The 16384-nt window shown below is 61.5% G+C and carries 18 protein-coding genes; all 18 read left to right on the plus strand.

What is annotated here, in order from left to right; all coding sequences use genetic code 11:
- The first annotated feature begins 71 nt into the window (after nt 1-71).
- Nucleotides 72-1019 (plus strand): phosphate/phosphite/phosphonate ABC transporter substrate-binding protein, encoded by a 948-nt coding sequence (gene phnD, locus V8352_RS04470; protein WP_442970957.1) that lies wholly within the window; start codon nt 72-74, stop codon nt 1017-1019.
- Nucleotides 1020-1093: 74 nt separating this feature from the next.
- Nucleotides 1094-1915 carry a phosphonate ABC transporter ATP-binding protein gene (gene phnC / locus V8352_RS04475; RefSeq protein WP_336423064.1) on the plus strand — a complete coding sequence of 274 codons (822 nt, stop codon included), beginning with the start codon at nt 1094-1096 and terminating at the stop codon, nt 1913-1915.
- The gene (gene phnE, locus V8352_RS04480; RefSeq protein ID WP_336423065.1) at nt 1912-2712 is read left to right on the plus strand and encodes a phosphonate ABC transporter, permease protein PhnE; all 801 of its coding nucleotides are present in this window, start codon (nt 1912-1914) and stop codon (nt 2710-2712) included. The genes phnC and phnE (V8352_RS04480) overlap by 4 nt, the downstream gene beginning before the upstream one ends.
- Nucleotides 2709-3512, plus strand: coding sequence for a phosphonate ABC transporter, permease protein PhnE (gene phnE, locus V8352_RS04485; protein ID WP_336423066.1), 804 nt, complete (start codon nt 2709-2711; stop codon nt 3510-3512). Before phnE (V8352_RS04480) ends, phnE (V8352_RS04485) begins: the two co-directional genes overlap by 4 nt.
- Nucleotides 3513-3699: 187 nt before the next feature.
- Nucleotides 3700-4809, plus strand: a complete 1110-nt coding sequence (locus tag V8352_RS04490; protein ID WP_336423067.1) for an ABC transporter ATP-binding protein — start codon at nt 3700-3702, stop codon at nt 4807-4809.
- A gap of 45 nt (nt 4810-4854) precedes the next feature.
- Nucleotides 4855-6141, plus strand: a complete 1287-nt coding sequence (locus V8352_RS04495; protein ID WP_336423068.1) for an ABC transporter substrate-binding protein — start codon at nt 4855-4857, stop codon at nt 6139-6141.
- Between the two features lie 68 nt (nt 6142-6209).
- Complete coding sequence (locus tag V8352_RS04500; protein WP_336423069.1) at nt 6210-7079, plus strand: carbohydrate ABC transporter permease; 870 nt, start codon at nt 6210-6212, stop codon at nt 7077-7079.
- Entirely contained in the window at nt 7076-7927 is an 852-nt protein-coding gene (locus V8352_RS04505) for a carbohydrate ABC transporter permease (protein ID WP_336423070.1), read from the plus strand. Before V8352_RS04500 ends, V8352_RS04505 begins: the two co-directional genes overlap by 4 nt.
- A 413-nt stretch (nt 7928-8340) precedes the next feature.
- Entirely contained in the window at nt 8341-9558 is a 1218-nt protein-coding gene (locus V8352_RS04510; protein ID WP_442970962.1) for a tyrosine-type recombinase/integrase, read from the plus strand.
- 146 nt (nt 9559-9704) lie between these two features.
- Nucleotides 9705-9935, plus strand: coding sequence for a hypothetical protein (locus V8352_RS04515; RefSeq protein ID WP_336423071.1), 231 nt, complete (start codon nt 9705-9707; stop codon nt 9933-9935).
- A 110-nt stretch (nt 9936-10045) separates the two neighbouring features.
- Nucleotides 10046-10474, plus strand: a complete 429-nt coding sequence (locus V8352_RS04520) for a hypothetical protein (RefSeq protein ID WP_336423072.1) — start codon at nt 10046-10048, stop codon at nt 10472-10474.
- Nucleotides 10471-12990 (plus strand): YfjI family protein, encoded by a 2520-nt coding sequence (locus tag V8352_RS04525; RefSeq protein WP_336423073.1) that lies wholly within the window; start codon nt 10471-10473, stop codon nt 12988-12990. Before V8352_RS04520 ends, V8352_RS04525 begins: the two co-directional genes overlap by 4 nt.
- A 350-nt stretch (nt 12991-13340) precedes the next feature.
- The gene (locus tag V8352_RS04530; protein ID WP_336423074.1) at nt 13341-13739 is read left to right on the plus strand and encodes a hypothetical protein; all 399 of its coding nucleotides are present in this window, start codon (nt 13341-13343) and stop codon (nt 13737-13739) included.
- 1 nt (nt 13740) lies between these two features.
- Nucleotides 13741-14961, plus strand: a complete 1221-nt coding sequence (locus tag V8352_RS04535) for a phage major capsid protein (RefSeq protein ID WP_336423075.1) — start codon at nt 13741-13743, stop codon at nt 14959-14961.
- A 146-nt stretch (nt 14962-15107) separates the two neighbouring features.
- Nucleotides 15108-15386: a hypothetical protein gene (locus V8352_RS04540; protein ID WP_336423076.1), complete on the plus strand. Its 279-nt coding sequence runs from the start codon at nt 15108-15110 to the stop codon at nt 15384-15386.
- Nucleotides 15387-15467: 81 nt separating this feature from the next.
- A complete protein-coding gene (locus V8352_RS04545; RefSeq protein WP_336423077.1) occupies nt 15468-15926 on the plus strand; it encodes a phage terminase small subunit P27 family in 459 nt (152 codons plus the stop codon).
- On the plus strand, nt 15923-16162 hold the full coding sequence (locus tag V8352_RS04550; RefSeq protein ID WP_336423078.1) for a hypothetical protein: 240 nt from the start codon (nt 15923-15925) through the stop codon (nt 16160-16162). Before V8352_RS04545 ends, V8352_RS04550 begins: the two co-directional genes overlap by 4 nt.
- Nucleotides 16159-16353 (plus strand): hypothetical protein, encoded by a 195-nt coding sequence (locus V8352_RS04555; RefSeq protein ID WP_336423079.1) that lies wholly within the window; start codon nt 16159-16161, stop codon nt 16351-16353. Before V8352_RS04550 ends, V8352_RS04555 begins: the two co-directional genes overlap by 4 nt.
- The last annotated feature ends 31 nt before the right edge of the window (nt 16354-16384 follow it).

Consider the following 16384-nt stretch of genomic DNA (forward strand, 5'->3'; position numbering starts at 1 on the left):
GCCCGACTGTCGCAAATCTGCAATACTCGTGGGGTATGGCCAGTTCAGATTGTCACGAAAGGACACCTGCCATGATGAAACCCCTGTTCCTAGCCGCAACTGCGATGCTCGTCTCGACAGCATCCTATGCCGAGTTCTCGCTTGATCCGCGCTATAGCGATTCGGATGGCGATCTGATCGCCGATATTCCGGAGGATGCCTCCGATCTGGTCGATCCCAGCACGTTGATCTTTGCCTATACCCCGGTCGAAGATCCGGCCGTCTATGCAGAAGCATGGGGCGATTTCATCACCCATATGGAAGAGACGACCGGCAAGGACGTGCAGTTCTTCCCAATCGACAGCAACGCCGCCCAGATCGAGGCGATGCGCGCGGGCCGTCTGCATATCTCGGGCTTCAACACCGGCTCGAACCCGCTGGCCGTGGCCTGCGCCGGTTTCCGCCCGTTTGCGATGATGGCCGCCGCGGATGGCAGCTATGGCTACGAGATGGAAATCATCACGCACCCCGATTCGGGCATCGAAAAGGTCGAGGATCTGGCTGGAAATCAGCTTGCCTTTACCTCCGAGACATCGAACTCGGGCTTCAAGGCGCCCTCTGCCCTGCTCAAGGCCGAGTATGACCTTGAGGCAGGCACCGATTTCGAGCCGCTCTTCTCGGGCAAGCACGACAACTCGATCCTCGGCGTCGCCAACAAGGATTACCCTGCTGCCGCCATCGCCAACTCGGTGATGAGCCGCATGATCGACCGTGACGTCGTTCAGCCCGACCAGATCGTGTCGATCTACAAGTCGCAGACCTTTCCGACGACCGGCTATGGCGTTGCGCACAACCTGACGCCCGAGTTGCAGGACAAGATCAAGGACGCTTTCTTCAGCTTTGAATGGGAAGGCACCTCGCTGGCCGAGGAATTCTCGAAGTCGGGCGAAGAGCAGTTCATCCCGATCACCTTCAAGGATGACTGGGCCGTGATCCGCCAGATCGACGAAGCCAACGGCGTATCCTACACCTGCCAGTGATCGACTGAGCACCTCACCTTGAGTGCGGGCGGAGCGATCCGCCCGCACTCTGCTTTTGCAAGGCGGAGCCCCTGATGCTGACCCTGACCAACCTGACCAAGACCTACCGCACCGGGGACAAGGCGCTCGCCGATGTCAGCCTGACCGTCCCCAAGGGACAGGTCGTCGGCCTGATCGGGCCGTCCGGCGCAGGAAAATCCACGTTGATCCGCTGCATCAACCGGCTGGTCGAGCCCACGAGCGGCACGATCGAGCTGTCGGGCACCGAACTTGCCGGGCTGGGTCCGCGCGCCCTGCGCCGCGAGCGGCGGCGGATCGGGATGATCTTTCAGGAATACGCGCTGGTCGAGCGCCTGACCGTGATGGAAAACGTGTTGTCGGGGCGTCTGGGGTATGTCTCGTTCTGGCAGAGCTTTACCCGGCGCTATCCGGGCACGGATATCGAGCGGGCCTATCGCCTTCTGGACCGCGTCGGCCTGATGGAGCAGGCAAACAAGCGTGCCGATGCCCTCTCGGGTGGTCAGCGCCAGCGCGTCGGCATCGCCCGCGCGCTCAGCCAGGAACCCGAGCTGCTGCTGGTGGACGAGCCGACAGCCAGCCTCGACCCCAAGACCAGCCGCCAGATCATGCGCCTCCTGATCGAAATCTGCGATGAGCGCGACCTGCCCGCCATCGTCAACATCCATGACGTTCCGCTGGCACAGCAATTCATGCAGCGCATCATCGGCCTGCGCGCCGGGTGCGTCGTCTTTGACGGGCCACCAGAAGAATTGACCGAAGATGTGCTGACCACGATCTATGGCGCCGAGGACTGGACCGCCATGCGCAAGGGCGGCGAAGAAGACCGCGCGGCAGATGCCGATATCGCGGCAAGGCTGGCGGCGATCCCGTCATGAGCACCTACCCCACCACATGGCGCCGCCCGCCCCAGATCGTGACGGATCGGCGCTGGCGCATCGCGCTGACGCTTGCGGTGATTGTCTATATGATCGTCGGCGTCGGCAGCGTCGAGTTGGACTGGGCGCGCATCGTCGAGGGCGGCGAGCGCGGCCTGCGCTTTATCTATGGCTTCTTGCAGCCCGACTTCACCTCGCGCTGGAAGGACATATCGAACGGGCTGATCGAGAGCCTGACGATGACGCTGACCTCGACCGTCGTGGGCGTTGCGATCTCGATCCCCATCGGCATCGGGGCGGCACGCAACATGGCCCCTGTCTGGATCTACAGCATCTGCCGCAGCATCATTGCCGTCAGCCGCGCCCTGCAAGAGATCATCATCGCGATCTTCCTTGTCGCCATGTTTGGCTTTGGCCCCTTTGCCGGGTTTCTGACGCTGTCCTTCGCCACCATCGGCTTCATCTCCAAGCTGCTGGCCGAGGATATCGAAGACATCGACGAGGCGCAGGCCGAAGCGATCCGCGCCACCGGAGCCAGCTGGATGCAGCTGGTGCATTACGCGATCCAGCCGCAGGTGATGCCGCGTCTGATCGGCCTGTCGCTCTATCGTCTCGACATCAATTTCCGCGAAAGCGCGGTGATCGGGATCGTCGGCGCAGGCGGAATCGGCGGCACGTTGAACACCGCCATCGACCGCTATGAATACGACAGCGCGGGCGCGATCCTGCTGGTCATCATCGCCATCGTGATGGTGGCCGAATACTCGTCCTCCTACCTGCGAAAGTTCCTGCAATGACGCAGTTCCCCCAGACATGGCAATTCCGCAGCCCGCGCGGGCGCCTCGCGCTCTGGTTCGGCTGGCTCTGCCTCGTGGCGCTTTTTGTCTATTGCTGGCAGGTGATGACCGCCAACACGATCTGGATGTTCGTGCTGGACGCGCCCCGGCAGGCCGCCGATATCGGCGGCCGCATGTTTCCGCCGCGCATATCATACCTGCCCGAATTGCTGATTCCGCTGTGGGATACGCTGAACATGGCGACGCTGGGAACGCTTCTGGGGGTGATCCTGGCGGTGCCGGTGGCGTTTCTGGCAGCGCGCAACACCACGCCCTCGCTGCTGATCCTGCGGCCTGCGGCGCTCTTCATCATCGTTACGTCCCGGTCGATCAATTCGCTGATCTGGGCGCTGCTGCTGGTGGCGATCCTCGGCCCCGGACTTCTGGCCGGAATCATCGCGATCGGCCTGCGATCCATCGGCTTCATCGGCAAGCTGCTCTACGAGGCCATCGAGGAGACCGACACCCGCCAGATCGAGGCCGTCGCCGCGACGGGGGCCAGCCCGACACAGGTGCTGAATTACGGCATCGTGCCCCAGATCATGCCCGCCTTCTGGGGCATCACCGTATTTCGCTGGGACATCAACATCCGCGAAAGCGCGATCCTCGGCCTTGTCGGCGCGGGCGGCCTCGGGCTCAAGCTGCAAGCCTCGCTCAACGTGCTTGCCTGGCCGCAGGTGACCACGATCCTTCTGGTGATCCTCGCCACGGTGGTGCTCTCGGAATGGGTCTCGGCCAAGGTGCGCGGCGCGATCCTCTAGCCCGTCACGGCGGGCCTTGTCGCGCGCAGCCTGCCTTTTCAGCGACACGGGCCACCTCGGGCAAAGCTGCGGCTGAAAGCGCGGTGGATTGAGGACGACGCGCCCCAGACGCAAGGCTGAGGCCACGGTCGCAGAAGGTTCACAAAACGTTAAAGCTACTGTCAAGAAGCGCGGCTAGGCCGCGTGTATGACCCAGATCGCACACCTGCCATCCGCCACATCCGAACCCGCTCCGCTCCGCGGTGCGGTCGGACCCACCTCAGATACGCAAGATCGTGCGCTGAGCCTGACACGGGTATCGAAGGTGTTCGGTGAGACCAAAGTCGTCGATGACGTATCGGTCGACCTGCCCAAAGGCCAATTCACTGTGCTTCTTGGGCCCTCGGGATGCGGCAAATCAACCCTTCTACGGATGATCGCGGGGTTGGAGGATCCAAGCACGGGCGTGATCGCGTTGGACGGGTGCGACATCACCAAAGCGCCACCTGCGGATCGCGGCATCTCGATGGTGTTTCAATCCTATGCGCTCTTTCCGCATCTGACAGTTGCGCAGAATATCCTGTTTGGCCTGCGTGTGCGGCGCGTGTCGCGATCTGATCAGGCGGCGCGGCTTGAAACCGTGGCGCAAATGATGGGCCTGTCGCCCTTGCTGGATCGGCGCCCCTCGCAACTGTCAGGGGGGCAGCAACAACGCGTGGCGCTGGCCCGTGCCGTCATCAGTGAACGTCCCGTTTGCCTGATGGACGAGCCGCTGTCCAACTTGGATGCCAAATTGCGTGCCGAGATGCGGGTCGAGATCCGTGCGCTGCAACAACGGCTTGGGTTGACCATGGTCTATGTCACCCATGATCAGGTCGAGGCGATGACGATGGCTGACCGGATCGTCGTGCTGAACGAAGGTCAGGTGCAGCAGGTGGGCAGCCCGCGCGAAATCTATGCGCGCCCGGAAACTGCGTTCTGCGCCCGCTTCATAGGCACCCCGCCGATGAACCTGCTGACACTTGACGACCTGCGTCAGGTCAGCGGCGACCGCCCGCCAGCGCTGTCACCTGACACATTGGTCGGGCTGCGGCCCGAAGACATTACGACAGATCACTCCGATGGCGTGCCCGCAACCGTGACGGCCGTCGAATATCTTGGGGCAGATCAATTGATCAACTGCCGCCTTGGAAGTGCCGATCTGCTGGTGCGCCAGCCGGTGCGGCACGGTGTGCCGGGCGACACGCTGCGCCTGAAGTGGGCGCAGCAAAGCCTGCATTTCTTTGATCCCCTCACCGGCAAGCGGCTTTCCACCTGAAGCCGCTCCTCACTTTTCTTTCTCCTCAAACCAAAGGGACTTATCATGACATTCACACTCAAGAAGGCACTCCTCGGCAGCGCCATGGTCGGCATGGTGGCCGCCGCGCAACCTGCGCAAGCGGTTGATCTGGAATTCTACTTTCCTGTCGCCATCGGCGGTGCCGCAGCCGATCTGGTGCAGGCCCTGACCGACGAATATGTCGCGCAGGCTGATGACGTGACGATCACGCCGATCTATTCCGGCACCTATGCCGAGACGATGACCAAGACCTTGACCGCCGCGCAGGGGGGCAACCCGCCGCCGCTGGCCATGCTGGGGGCGGTCAATGTCTTTACCCTGCTGGACGAAGACCTGATCGAGCCGTTCGAGACCCACCTGACCGAAGAAGAAGCCGACGAATGGCTGGGCGGCTTCATGCCCGCCTATGTCGAAGATACGCGCGTCGATGGCATGACCTATGGCATTCCGTTCCAGCGCTCGACCCCGGTGATGTACTGGAACAAGGACGCCTTTGCCGAGGCTGGCCTTGATCCCGAAACGCCCCCCGCAAACTGGGATGAGCTGGTTGAGATGGGTAAAAAGCTGACCAAGCGCGACGAATCGGGCAATGTCACACAGTATGGCGTTCGCATTCCCAGCGCGGGCTTTCCCTATTGGCTGTTTCAGGGCCTGACCACACCTGCCGGGGGAATCCTTGCCAGCGCTGATGGAACCGAGACCTATTTTGACGCTCCCGAATCCGTTGAATCGCTGGAGTTTCTGGTCGACCTGTCGGCAGAGCATGGCATCATGGCGCCGGGCACGATTGATTGGGGCGCAACCCCGAAGGCGTTCTTTGAGCGTGAAAGCGCGATTGTCTGGACCACGACAGGCAACCTGACGAATGTTCGCGAAAACGCGCCTTTCGACTTTGGCGTGGCGATGCTGCCAGCCAAGGCGCAGCGCGGCGCACCTACCGGTGGCGGCAGCTTTTTCCTGTTCAAGGACGCCAGCGACGATCAGAAGGCCGCTGCTGTCGATTTCCTGCAATGGCTGACAGCGCCTGAGCAAGCGGCCCGCTGGTCCATCGAAACGGGATATGTGGCACCCAGCTTTGCCGCATGGGAAACCGATGCAATGAAAGCCTATACCGCTGATTTCCCTGCGGCTTTGGTCGCACGGGACCAGTTGGAATTCGCGGTGGCGGAACTGGCAACCTATGACAATGCGCGCATCACGCAAATTCTGAACTCGGCGCTCGAGGCGGCAATAGGCGGGCAAAAGACCGCAGCAGAGGCACTGGCCGATGCACAGGCCGAGTCTGACGCGATCCTGTCGGCCTATCGCTAAGCCAACTCTTTGCACCACGGGGCCGCGCGATCACGCGCGGCCCGATCCCTGAACCACAGGAAATCGCCATGCGCCGCGAATGGATACAAGCCTTTTGTCTGCTGATGCCGGCCATGGTGCTATTGTTCGCCTTCACCCATTGGCCCGCCATCGAAACCCTGATCCAGAGCTTCTGGTCCACAGGGCGCGGGCGTCGCGTGTCGCAATTCGTGGGCACCGAAAATTATGCCAAGATGATGGCAGATCCGGTATTTCGGCAGGTCATGTGGAACAACGCGATCTATGCCGCCATCACGATACCGGCGGCCATCGGTATTTCCCTTGTCATGGCGCTGTTCGTGCATCGACACATTCCGGGGTTGGCCTTTCTGCGGATTGCCTTTTTCACCCCGACCGTCTTGCCCCTGATCGCTGTCGCCAACATCTGGATGTTCTTCTACACACCCGGCTTTGGCCTGATCGACCAGGTGCGGGGCCTGTTTGATCTGCCGGCGCAGAACTGGGTGGGGCAGCCCGAAACGGCGCTCTATGCCATGATCGCGGTTGCGGTCTGGAAAGAAGCGGGGTTCTTCATGATCTTCTACCTCGCCGCGCTACAGACCATCCCGCAATCGCTGCGCGAGGCCGCTGATCTGGAAGGCACCAGCCGCTGGACATTCTTCTGGCGCGTGACTTGGCCGTTGATCATGCCCACCACACTGTTCATTTCCGTCAATGCGGTGATCAATGCCTTCCGCCTGATCGACCATATCATCGTGATGACCAAAGGCGGGCCCAACAACGCGTCGATGCTCTTGCTTTACTACATTTACGAGGCGGGCTTTGCCTGGTGGGATACGGCCTATGCCGCGACGCTGACGGTCGTGATGCTGGCCATCCTGATGGCCGTGGCCGTGGGGCAGTTCTTTCTGGTGGACCGAAAGGTGCACTACAAATGAGCCTGTCCCCCACACTTATCGCCACGCGCAGATCAGACCGCATTGATTTTGACCGGCGGCTCTTTGTCACGGCGGCATGGACGCTCGCCATCATCTGGATTCTGCCGCTGGCCTATGCAGTCTGGACCGCCTTTCACCCCGCGATCTATGAAACGCGCTTTACCCTGACGGCGCCTTTGACGCTTGAGAATTTCACCGATGCATGGTCGCAGGCCCCCTTTGCGCGCTATTTTTTGAACACGGCGATCCTCGTATCCTCGATTCTGGTGGTGCAGCTTGTTGTCTGCACCTTGGCGGCATTTGCCTTTGCCCGGCTGCAGTTCCCCGGCAAGGGGCTGCTGTTCACGTTGGTCTTGATACAGCTCATGGTGATGCCCGACGTGCTGCTGGTGCAGAACTACAAGATGATGCGCAATCTGGGGCTGGTGGATACCATTCTTGCCATTGGCCTGCCCTACATGGCCTCGGGCTTTGCGATCTTCCTGTTGCGCCAGACATATATGACCATCCCGAAGGAGCTGGACGATGCCGCCCGGGTTGAGGGCGTGTCGCTGCTGGGGCTGATCTGGCGGGTCTATGTGCCACTGGCCAAACCGACCTATCTGGCCTTCGGACTGGTGTCAGTCTCGTCGCATTGGAACAATTTCCTATGGCCGCTGATCATCACCAATTCCGTCGAAACCCGTCCCCTGACCGTGGGTCTATCGGTTTTCGCCACGACCGATAGCGGCGTTGAATGGGCTGTGATCAACGCGGCCACCTTGCTGACCTCTGCGCCGTTGTTGATTGGTTTTTTGCTGTTCCAGCGTCAATTCGTCCAAAGCTTCATGCGGGCCGGGATCAAGTGACACGACGCATGAGAGAGCCCAAGATCGGCAGACAGCTTCACAGATCTTGTCTGCCACTTCGTGTCAAACTCGGCAGCTCTGAAGCTCGGTCATTGATCTGGAAGAAAATGGAGGCGAGTACCAAGTCCAACTTGGCGTTTCAAGCAAGTGCGATTTGAAAAAATAATGTCATAAAACACAGTATCTTGAAGCATATACATGTAAAATCCTGTTGCATACCAGTGCATCAAAGCGCATTCTTTATGGCAGGTAGGAGAGCCGGTGAAAATCGCCAGTTGAATTCCCACCAAGGACTTCGAACCGCGCAGGGGGGGGCAGATATGCCGAAAGTCGCAAGGGAATTATCGCCGCTGGAAGTGAAGCGGCTGCAACATCCAGGCAATGGCCGCAACGTGACTTTCGCTGTTGGTGGCGTGTCTGGGCTGCTGTTGCAGGTCACACCAACCGGGGGGCGATCCTGGGTTTTGCGCATCAATGTAGGAGGCAGGCGCAGAAACATTGGTTTGGGCGGTTATCCCGATGTGACTCTTGCGCAAGCGCGAGAGCGCGCCAGAGAGGCTAAGGGGAAGGTTTGGCAGGGCGTTGACCCCGTCGAGGAACGCAAGGCTATCAGGGCGGCGCTGGTGGCAGCTGCGCGCCGTGGACTGACCTTTGCCGACGCGCTGGACCGCTACGCCACAGAGAAGGTCAAGGAATTCAGAAACGAGAAATACCGCGACCAGTGGCGCGCGACCGTGGAAAGCTACGCCGTGCCGGAATTAGGCAAGATGCTGGTCGCGGATGTCGGCTTGCAGGACGTGCTGCGCGTTCTGCAGCCGATATGGGAGACCAAGACCGAGACCGCCAGCAAGCTACGCCAGAGGATCGAGCGCATCATTGATTATGCAACTGTGCAGGGGCATCGTGAGGGGCCAAACCCGGCGCGCTGGAAAGGCAATCTCGACATGGTGCTAGCCGCGCCTTCCAAGGTATCAGGCGGGGCAAATTATCCCGCCTTGCAGGTTGATGACGTGCCGCGCTGGTGGGGGGCGCTGCAGGGCCGTAATGGCATGGGCGCCGCCGCGTTGCGTTTTCAAGCCCTGACCGCGACCAGAACGGGCGCGATTCGATTTGCGACATGGTCGGAAATCGACCTGCAGGCGAAAACATGGACAATCCAACCGGGGCGAAAGTCATCGAAAATCGCGCCGAGTGACCGCCCGAAGCGAATCCCGCTGACAGATGAAATGGTCGCGCTGCTGGAAGCCCTGCCGCGCTTCGATGGCAATGACCTTGTGTTCTCTGCGCCGCGCGGCGGGGCGTTGTCCGATGCGACCTTGGGCAAGGTTATGCGCAGCATTCACGAGACCGATGTGAAGGCCGGGGGCAAGGGCTATGCGGACGCCGCGACAGGCGAGCAAGCCGTGCCGCATGGGCTGCGCAGCACGTTTAGAACATGGGTTGCAGAGCGCACGCGCTTTGATGGCGACATGGCCGAAATCGCCCTGTTTCATAAAGTCGGAAGCAAGGTTCAGCAAGCATATGACCGATCCGACCAAATCGAGAAACGCCGTGGCATGATGGCCGCATGGGGGCGCTTCCTGCAGGGCGCGCAGGTTGTCGAATTGCAGGGGGCGGGGGCCGATGTCTGATGTAAGGCGCAGGCATGAACTCTTGCGCGATGAATGCCAGAAGCGGGCCGAAGCTGCATGGCGGCGCGCGATGCGCGGCGACGTAAGCGAAACTGAACGCCGCGACGCACTAGACCAAGCGCACGCGCTGATGACTGTTGCACTTAATGGATTGGGAAAAGCAAATTGTGCGCCGCACGCTGGAGGGCGCAGGCGACTATCCCGGCGCGCAGCTTGAACTTTTGCTGCGCCGCCTTGAAGCCTGCCCCGAAGCCCTGCCCGCAATCGCGGATGCGATGGAGGATATGGCCGCCCTGCAAGAGCAACAGGCCAAAGCCCTACGCGCCGAGATACGCCGCCGCAACGGCGGGGCCGAGATCATCGAGCTGAAAACGTAAAACCCCACCCACGGCGGCACGCGGGCGGGGCTGGAATTGATCGAGCAGGCAAGCGCGATTGTTACAGTATAACCGACCGTGCCGTTGTGGGCAACTACAAGGCACGAGCAATGAAAAATCAGAACAGAGCGACAATCCGCAAAATGCGGAGGGACGCGGACAAGATCGCAGCGGTGCTGGCGGCAAACACCCTTGAGGCCGATGGCCGCGCTGGTGTTGTGGTCAACCCGACCGCCCGCAAGGTGCTGGCACGCGGATACGCCGACCTGATCCGCAACGGCTGCAAGCCGGTTGTGCAGCGTATCACAGAGACCGAGGCGGCCAGCCTGCCCGGCTATCGCCCGACGCCACCCGGCGCGACGTGGTGGGCCGCTTTCGGGCTGGACGTTGACGGTCGCGGCACATGGGTTTCGCGCTGGGCGCAGGTGCGCGGCTTGCCACCCGAGGAAGCCCGCGATGCAGTCGAGGTGCGCCTGTTGGCCGATCTGGGGCGTGCCTGCAACGCATCGGGCTTTCCGGTGATGGAGGGGCAGCGATGAACATGCAGGAAACCGTCCTCACCCCTGATCTTGCCGCGATTCGGCAGCACCTTGCCGCATGGGCCGCGCCCTACATTGGCACCGAGTATGAAGACGGGCTTTGTGAAATTGCCTATACCGCGCCGGGCAGCGCAGCACCTGACCGCGCCCGAATGTTTGAACTGGATGACTTCGACAGGGCCGCCGCTTTTGCGGCAGAGCAGAACGCCCAGGGCGCGAATATCTACATCGGCGCAGCCCTACGCGCGCCGGATGCAAACCGGAACAGGCGCGGATCGACGCTCGACTTCTACGCCGCCGCTCATGCCGGTTGTGAAGCCGACGAACACGCGGACAAGGTGGCCAAGCGGATCGAGGCGGCTGGCCTGAAGGGCGCAATTCGTGTCAGGACAGGCCAGCATCCCGAAACGCGCGTGCATCACTGGTTGCCTCTGCGCGAACTTTGCGATGATGCAGACGCTTATACAGAGGCCCTTGGGGCGCTGGTCGCGCATGTTGGTGCCGACCCAAAGGTTAGGGATAGCGCGCGCATCTTGCGACTGGGCGGCACTGTCAACTGGATCACGGACCCGGCGAAACAGGCCAAAGGCTATGTTAACGAATTAACCGCAGTCAAGATCGAGGATGCACCCGCCGCAGACCTCGACCGCCTCGCCACCCTCGACCCCTTGCCGGGCTGGCAACCGCCGCACAAAAGCAGCAAAGGCGGCAATGGCGGACCGGGCGAGATCATCCGCAACGCCGCCGGGCTGGTGACGGATGGCCGCGAAGCCTTCTGGCGTCAGATCGTGATTGCCGAACTCGCCAAGTATCAGCGCGACACCGGAGCAGACCCGACCGCCACCGAGGTGTTCGATTTAGCCTTTCCGCGCTTTTATCAGGAGACCGAAGGCGACGACCGATGGACCTCTGAGAGAGGGCAGGCAATGCTGCGCAAGCGCACACAGAACACACTGCGCCGCCTGCGTTTTGGGCACCTCGCCCGGCATGGGCTCTATTCGGTCGAGACCGGGGAAGGCCGCGCAGAGGCCGAGCGCGTGCAACAAGAGCGCGACCAGAACCGCCTCGACCGCGCAGACCCGACGCCGCTGATCCGCGAAATGCCAGAGGCCGGACCCTACCCGGTCGCGGCGCTGGGGCCGCTGCGCGAACCCGCAGAGGCAATCGCCGCCGCAACGGAGGCACCCGTTGCCATGTGCGCGGCATCGGTTCTTGCCTCTGCGGCTCTGGCCGCGCAGGGGCATCGGGACGCAGAGACGCTTAACGGCACCGCACCCGCAAGCCTGTTTTTGCTGACGGTGGCCGAGAGCGGCGAGCGCAAGAGCACCGCCGACCGCCTCGCCATGAGGGGCGTGCGCGACTTCGAGGCCGATCTGCGCACCGATTACGATATTGAGCGCGACCTCTGGCGCGATGCACATGAGGTTTATAAGGCCACCCGCACGAAGATACTTGCTGACAAAAAAGCAGACAGCGCCGCTAAGCGAGCTGATCTTTCGGCCCTTGGAACCGAACCGCCCGCACCGCTGAAACCGCACATTGTCGCATCTTCACCAACTATCGAGGGGATCGTGAAGCACCTGCCCGAACTGCGTGCGAGCCTTGGCATAATGACCGAGGAAGGCGGCGCGTTGATCGGCGGGCATTCCATGAAGGCTGAAAACCGCCTCGCCACCTGCGCCAGTTTCTCGGCAATGTGGGACGGATCACCGCTCGACAGGTGGCGTGCAGGCGATGGCGTGGAAAGCTACACCGGGCGCAGGTTTTCGGCGCATATCCTCGTGCAGCCGGTCGCGGCGGAGGCGCTGCTATCTGACCCGATGGCGAACGGGCAAGGGCTGCTGGCGCGTTTCCTGACATGCAGACCCGCCTCGCGGATCGGAACCCGGTTGCGCATGGAAAAGGACGCGGCAGCCGAGGCCGAGATATCCCGCTTCGCCGCCCGTATCCGGTCGCTTCTGTCGCGCCCCTTGCCGCTGAAGGATGACACCCGAAGCGAACTCGCGCCGCCAGTCCTGCCCTTGTCGCAAGAGGCGCGAGAAGTGCTGACCGCCTTCGCCCGCGACGTAGAAAAGGCACAGGCAGCCGGCGGACCTTTTGAAGATGCGCGCGCCTTCGCTTCAAAAACCGCAGAACACGCGGCGCGCCTTGCGGCAGTGCTGACGGTCTACGCGGACCCAGATGCGCCGGAGGTTTCAGGCGAGATGATAGCCGGGGCAACGGAGATCGCCACATTCTACGCCAACGAGGCCGCGCGACTGGCCGACGCTGCAATCGTGCCGCCCGAGGTGGCGGACGCGGAACGGATGCGCCTTTGGCTTCTGGGATCGTGGGGCGAGCCTTGCATATCAGCACGCTCAGCGGCGCAGCGGGGGCCGTTCAAGATCACAGACCGGACGCGAAAGGCGCTGAAGCGGCTTCAGGATCACGGCTGGCTGGTCGAGGCCAACGGCGCAAAGGTGGAAGGGAAGCCCCGCCGGGAAGCGTGGTGGATCGTGCGCGAGGTGCAGTCATGACCGCTTTCAGCTTCGACGCCAAGGCGGCGCTACATCACGCGCAGAAATGCCGGGCGCTTCCTACACTTCCTACACTTCCTACAGACGGATGCGAGAGGGGCGAAAAAGTAGGAACTGTAGGAACTGTAGGAACGGTGCGCGTTTGTGATCGTGAAAACGCACTCACAGCACCCGCCGTTGCGGCGCTGGATGACTGGCGCGCCCGCGCCGATGACGTGACCAACCCCGACGCATGGAGATGAAGGGGGGGGGCGCTATCAAAAGTCCAAAGGGCTTCGAAACGGAAACCGACTGCCCCTCTCAATTCACACATCCGCAATTCAGAAGTTTTGACCATCATCTAAAGGAACATGACATTGACCAATGAGGCGAAAGGCGGTAATACTATAACACGAGATGCACCGCGCCGCGCGGGCATCCTGACCGAATGTCACCGCGCCAGCGGGGCAGAGGATAAGCAGACCGGGCAAATCCACCCGTCCCTTTCCCTGTTCAATGGTGCCGAGATGGCTTCACCAAAAACACCAAAGACTGAGCAACCGGCGGACCAGCCGAAACGCGACCTTGTGCTAAATTCGCGCGCTGATCTGCGCGACCTGCTTATCAAGGCGGGCTTGGCCCGCGCCGCTGCTGAGAAAGTCGCCAAAGGTGGATGGCCCGCATTGTCGGGGGAAATCACAGAAACCGACATTGCCGAGGATTGCGCCGACCTAGCGCGCACCTTGGCTGAAACCTTCAAGGAAATATGAAATGACTACCCAACAAACAAACATGCAAGAACTACACCGCGATCTGAAAGCAATGAACACCATTGCGCCACAGATGAAACAGGCAGTCGAGGCAGCGCGAGATCACGAAAAGAGATTGAGTCAAGTCGAGCAAACCGCTTCACTTGCCTATGAGACGGCAAAGCGGGGGGCTGACGCTGCTTTGCAAGGCATGTCCAGCGGCAACACTAAAGGCCAGCACGTCGCGACTACGCCGCATGTCCGCGCTTTCAAGGATTGGCTGCGCGCACCGCAGGATTCAAATCGGCGCGCCGATCTGGTGGCGCAGGAAATGGACGTGCGCGCTGCTGGGTCTACGCAAACAGGCGCAGGCGGTGGCTTTGCGGTGCCGGAACCTGTTGCTGACACCATCCGCGCCCGCGTGCTGGAAATCTCACCAATGCGGCGACTGGCGTCGAACTTCTCTGTGACCAGCACCGGAACCAAATTTTTGGTCAACCGGAATAACGCAACGTCCGCTTGGGTTGGCGAGACGGACCCGCGCACGGATACAGGCGAACCGACGCTTGATTTGCGAGGGCCGACTTACGGCACAACATTCGGGCTGATCGAGGCAACCGAGGAATTGCTACTGGATGCCGCGATTGATATCGGCGCGTGGTTCTCGAACGCAGTAGCGCAAAAGATCGCGCAGGCCGAAGGTTCGGCTTTCGTCTCGGGCAATGGCACCAACAAACCGACAGGCTTTCTTGCGGGGCCAACGCCGCTTGCGACTGGCGACTCGACCCGTGCGGCAGGAACGTTGCAATATGTGCCGACAGGTGACGCGGCATTGATTAAGATCGACAGCCTTTCGGACCTGTTCTTTGCGACCAAGGCGCAGCACCGGCAGAGCGGAACGTGGCTCATGTCATCGGCAACCGCCGCAGTGATTGCAAAGTTGAAGGATGGCGACGGTCGGTCGCTTTGGCAAACCAGTCTTTCAGCCGACACGCCTAGCACGCTGCTGGGCCGTCCGGTGGTCTATGACGAAAACATGCCAGCGGTTGCAGGCAATGCTTTCCCCGTTGCCTTTGGTGACTTTTCGGCAGGCTACCTTATCGCAGACAGCGGAGCGCTTCGCATCACCACGGACGATAATATCACCAAACCCGGTTACGTCCGCTGGTATGTGCGCCGCCGCGTTGGGGGCGTGATCTACGACAGCGATGCAATCAAGCTGCTGAAAGTCGCCACCACCTGATGCCGATAGGCAGGATGCGCCTATGTGCCCACGCAGGCATGAAGCATCCCCGTTAGTCGGTGAGTGGGCAAACCCCGACAGCGCGCGACTGGGCCACCTTTACCCAGCGCGCGCGCACCATCAACCACAAAGGATCGAGGCAGGCCATGACGAACATTGAATCCCAAAACATACACGCCGCGTTGGATTTGCCCGCGCATAAAGTCGAAGGCATGGCCGCAACGGCGGCACAGATGCACCGCCTGACCTTCGCGCAGCTTGTCGCAATGGTCGCGCGGATAGACCGCAGTCGTGCCAACGCCAAGGACACGCGCGCGGCAACCGAAGGCCCGATGTCGGAAGCACTGGACCGGATCGACGCGCAATTGTGCTGCATGTGGGCACTGGTCGAGGCCGAATTAGAGCGGCGCATGGGGGGCAGGTAGTCAAACCTTACAGCCCTCAAAACGAGGGACCGGCGTGGGGACCGTTCTTATGCCGATGCAGAAACAAAAGGAAAAAAGCCAATGCCACGAAAACCGAAACCGTCTCACCTGAAAGCCGTGACCAACTCGGCACGCGGCAAGGTCATAGAGGCCACACAAGCCCGCCTGAGCGGCACAACGCCGCCCGCCTTCATGTCGGATCGCGCAAGCCAACATTGGCCTGAATTGGCCCGCCTGCTGGCCGATATGAACGTGCTGGGCGATGGCGACAAAATCGCCCTGGGGCTGCTTTGCGAAACGCTGGCCGAGTATCTCGACGCCCGCGATACGGTCGAGACCGAGGGCGCAACCTATCGGGCAGAGACCGAGGCGGGGGCCGTGATGTATCGCGCTCATCCGGCGGTCGCGCAGCGCAATGACGCCGCCCGCCGCGTGCAAAGCCTTCTGAGTGAATTCGGACTGACCCCGAGTGCAAGAGCCAAGGTTTCAGGCTTGCCCGATCTGCCCGGTAACGACGCCGCACGGGAGTATTTTACATGAGCGACCACCTGTCATCCAAAGCCCGCGCCGCTCACGACCGGATGCTCGACGCCTTCGATGCCCTGATACAGAATGCTATCAAGCGCGCTGGCGAAGTAACGGAAGCTAAGGCCCGCCGCGAAGGTAAGAGCGCCACAGAGGCCGCAGAGGCCGCGCAGAATCGCGTCAATCATCTTATGGTCGAGATGCAGCGCGAGCGCGCCAGATTGGAAGTTGAGGGCGCGAGGCGGCAATGAACGGCGCGGATCGCGCCCTATGGTGCGCGGTGCTGACCCATGCCCTACACGACGCCGCGAAGGGCAAAGATCAATACTGGATCGGATCGGCGGATTTTCGGTATGTCTGCACATTGGCCGGGCTGGACCCCGCTGCGGTCGAGGCACGTTTCGACCCGGAGCGATTCCGCGCGCTGATCCGGGCCGCGTGAACCTTATGCCCAGACTTGCGCCGCAGCCTGA

It is taken from the genome of Roseovarius sp. D0-M9 (assembly GCF_037083805.1).
Lineage (GTDB): Bacteria > Pseudomonadota > Alphaproteobacteria > Rhodobacterales > Rhodobacteraceae > Roseovarius.

Coding starts and splice junctions, on each gene's coding strand:
- phnD (WP_442970957.1), top strand. CDS start 72: ATGATGAAACCCCTGTTCCTAGCCGCAACTGCGATGCTCGTCTCGACA.
- phnC (WP_336423064.1), top strand. CDS start 1,094: ATGCTGACCCTGACCAACCTGACCAAGACCTACCGCACCGGGGACAAG.
- phnE (WP_336423065.1), top strand. CDS start 1,912: ATGAGCACCTACCCCACCACATGGCGCCGCCCGCCCCAGATCGTGACG.
- phnE (WP_336423066.1), top strand. CDS start 2,709: ATGACGCAGTTCCCCCAGACATGGCAATTCCGCAGCCCGCGCGGGCGC.
- V8352_RS04490 (WP_336423067.1), top strand. CDS start 3,700: ATGACCCAGATCGCACACCTGCCATCCGCCACATCCGAACCCGCTCCG.
- V8352_RS04495 (WP_336423068.1), top strand. CDS start 4,855: ATGACATTCACACTCAAGAAGGCACTCCTCGGCAGCGCCATGGTCGGC.
- V8352_RS04500 (WP_336423069.1), top strand. CDS start 6,210: ATGCGCCGCGAATGGATACAAGCCTTTTGTCTGCTGATGCCGGCCATG.
- V8352_RS04505 (WP_336423070.1), top strand. CDS start 7,076: ATGAGCCTGTCCCCCACACTTATCGCCACGCGCAGATCAGACCGCATT.
- V8352_RS04515 (WP_336423071.1), top strand. CDS start 9,705: ATGGATTGGGAAAAGCAAATTGTGCGCCGCACGCTGGAGGGCGCAGGC.
- V8352_RS04520 (WP_336423072.1), top strand. CDS start 10,046: ATGAAAAATCAGAACAGAGCGACAATCCGCAAAATGCGGAGGGACGCG.
- V8352_RS04525 (WP_336423073.1), top strand. CDS start 10,471: ATGAACATGCAGGAAACCGTCCTCACCCCTGATCTTGCCGCGATTCGG.
- V8352_RS04530 (WP_336423074.1), top strand. CDS start 13,341: ATGACATTGACCAATGAGGCGAAAGGCGGTAATACTATAACACGAGAT.
- V8352_RS04535 (WP_336423075.1), top strand. CDS start 13,741: ATGACTACCCAACAAACAAACATGCAAGAACTACACCGCGATCTGAAA.
- V8352_RS04540 (WP_336423076.1), top strand. CDS start 15,108: ATGACGAACATTGAATCCCAAAACATACACGCCGCGTTGGATTTGCCC.
- V8352_RS04545 (WP_336423077.1), top strand. CDS start 15,468: ATGCCACGAAAACCGAAACCGTCTCACCTGAAAGCCGTGACCAACTCG.
- V8352_RS04550 (WP_336423078.1), top strand. CDS start 15,923: ATGAGCGACCACCTGTCATCCAAAGCCCGCGCCGCTCACGACCGGATG.
- V8352_RS04555 (WP_336423079.1), top strand. CDS start 16,159: ATGAACGGCGCGGATCGCGCCCTATGGTGCGCGGTGCTGACCCATGCC.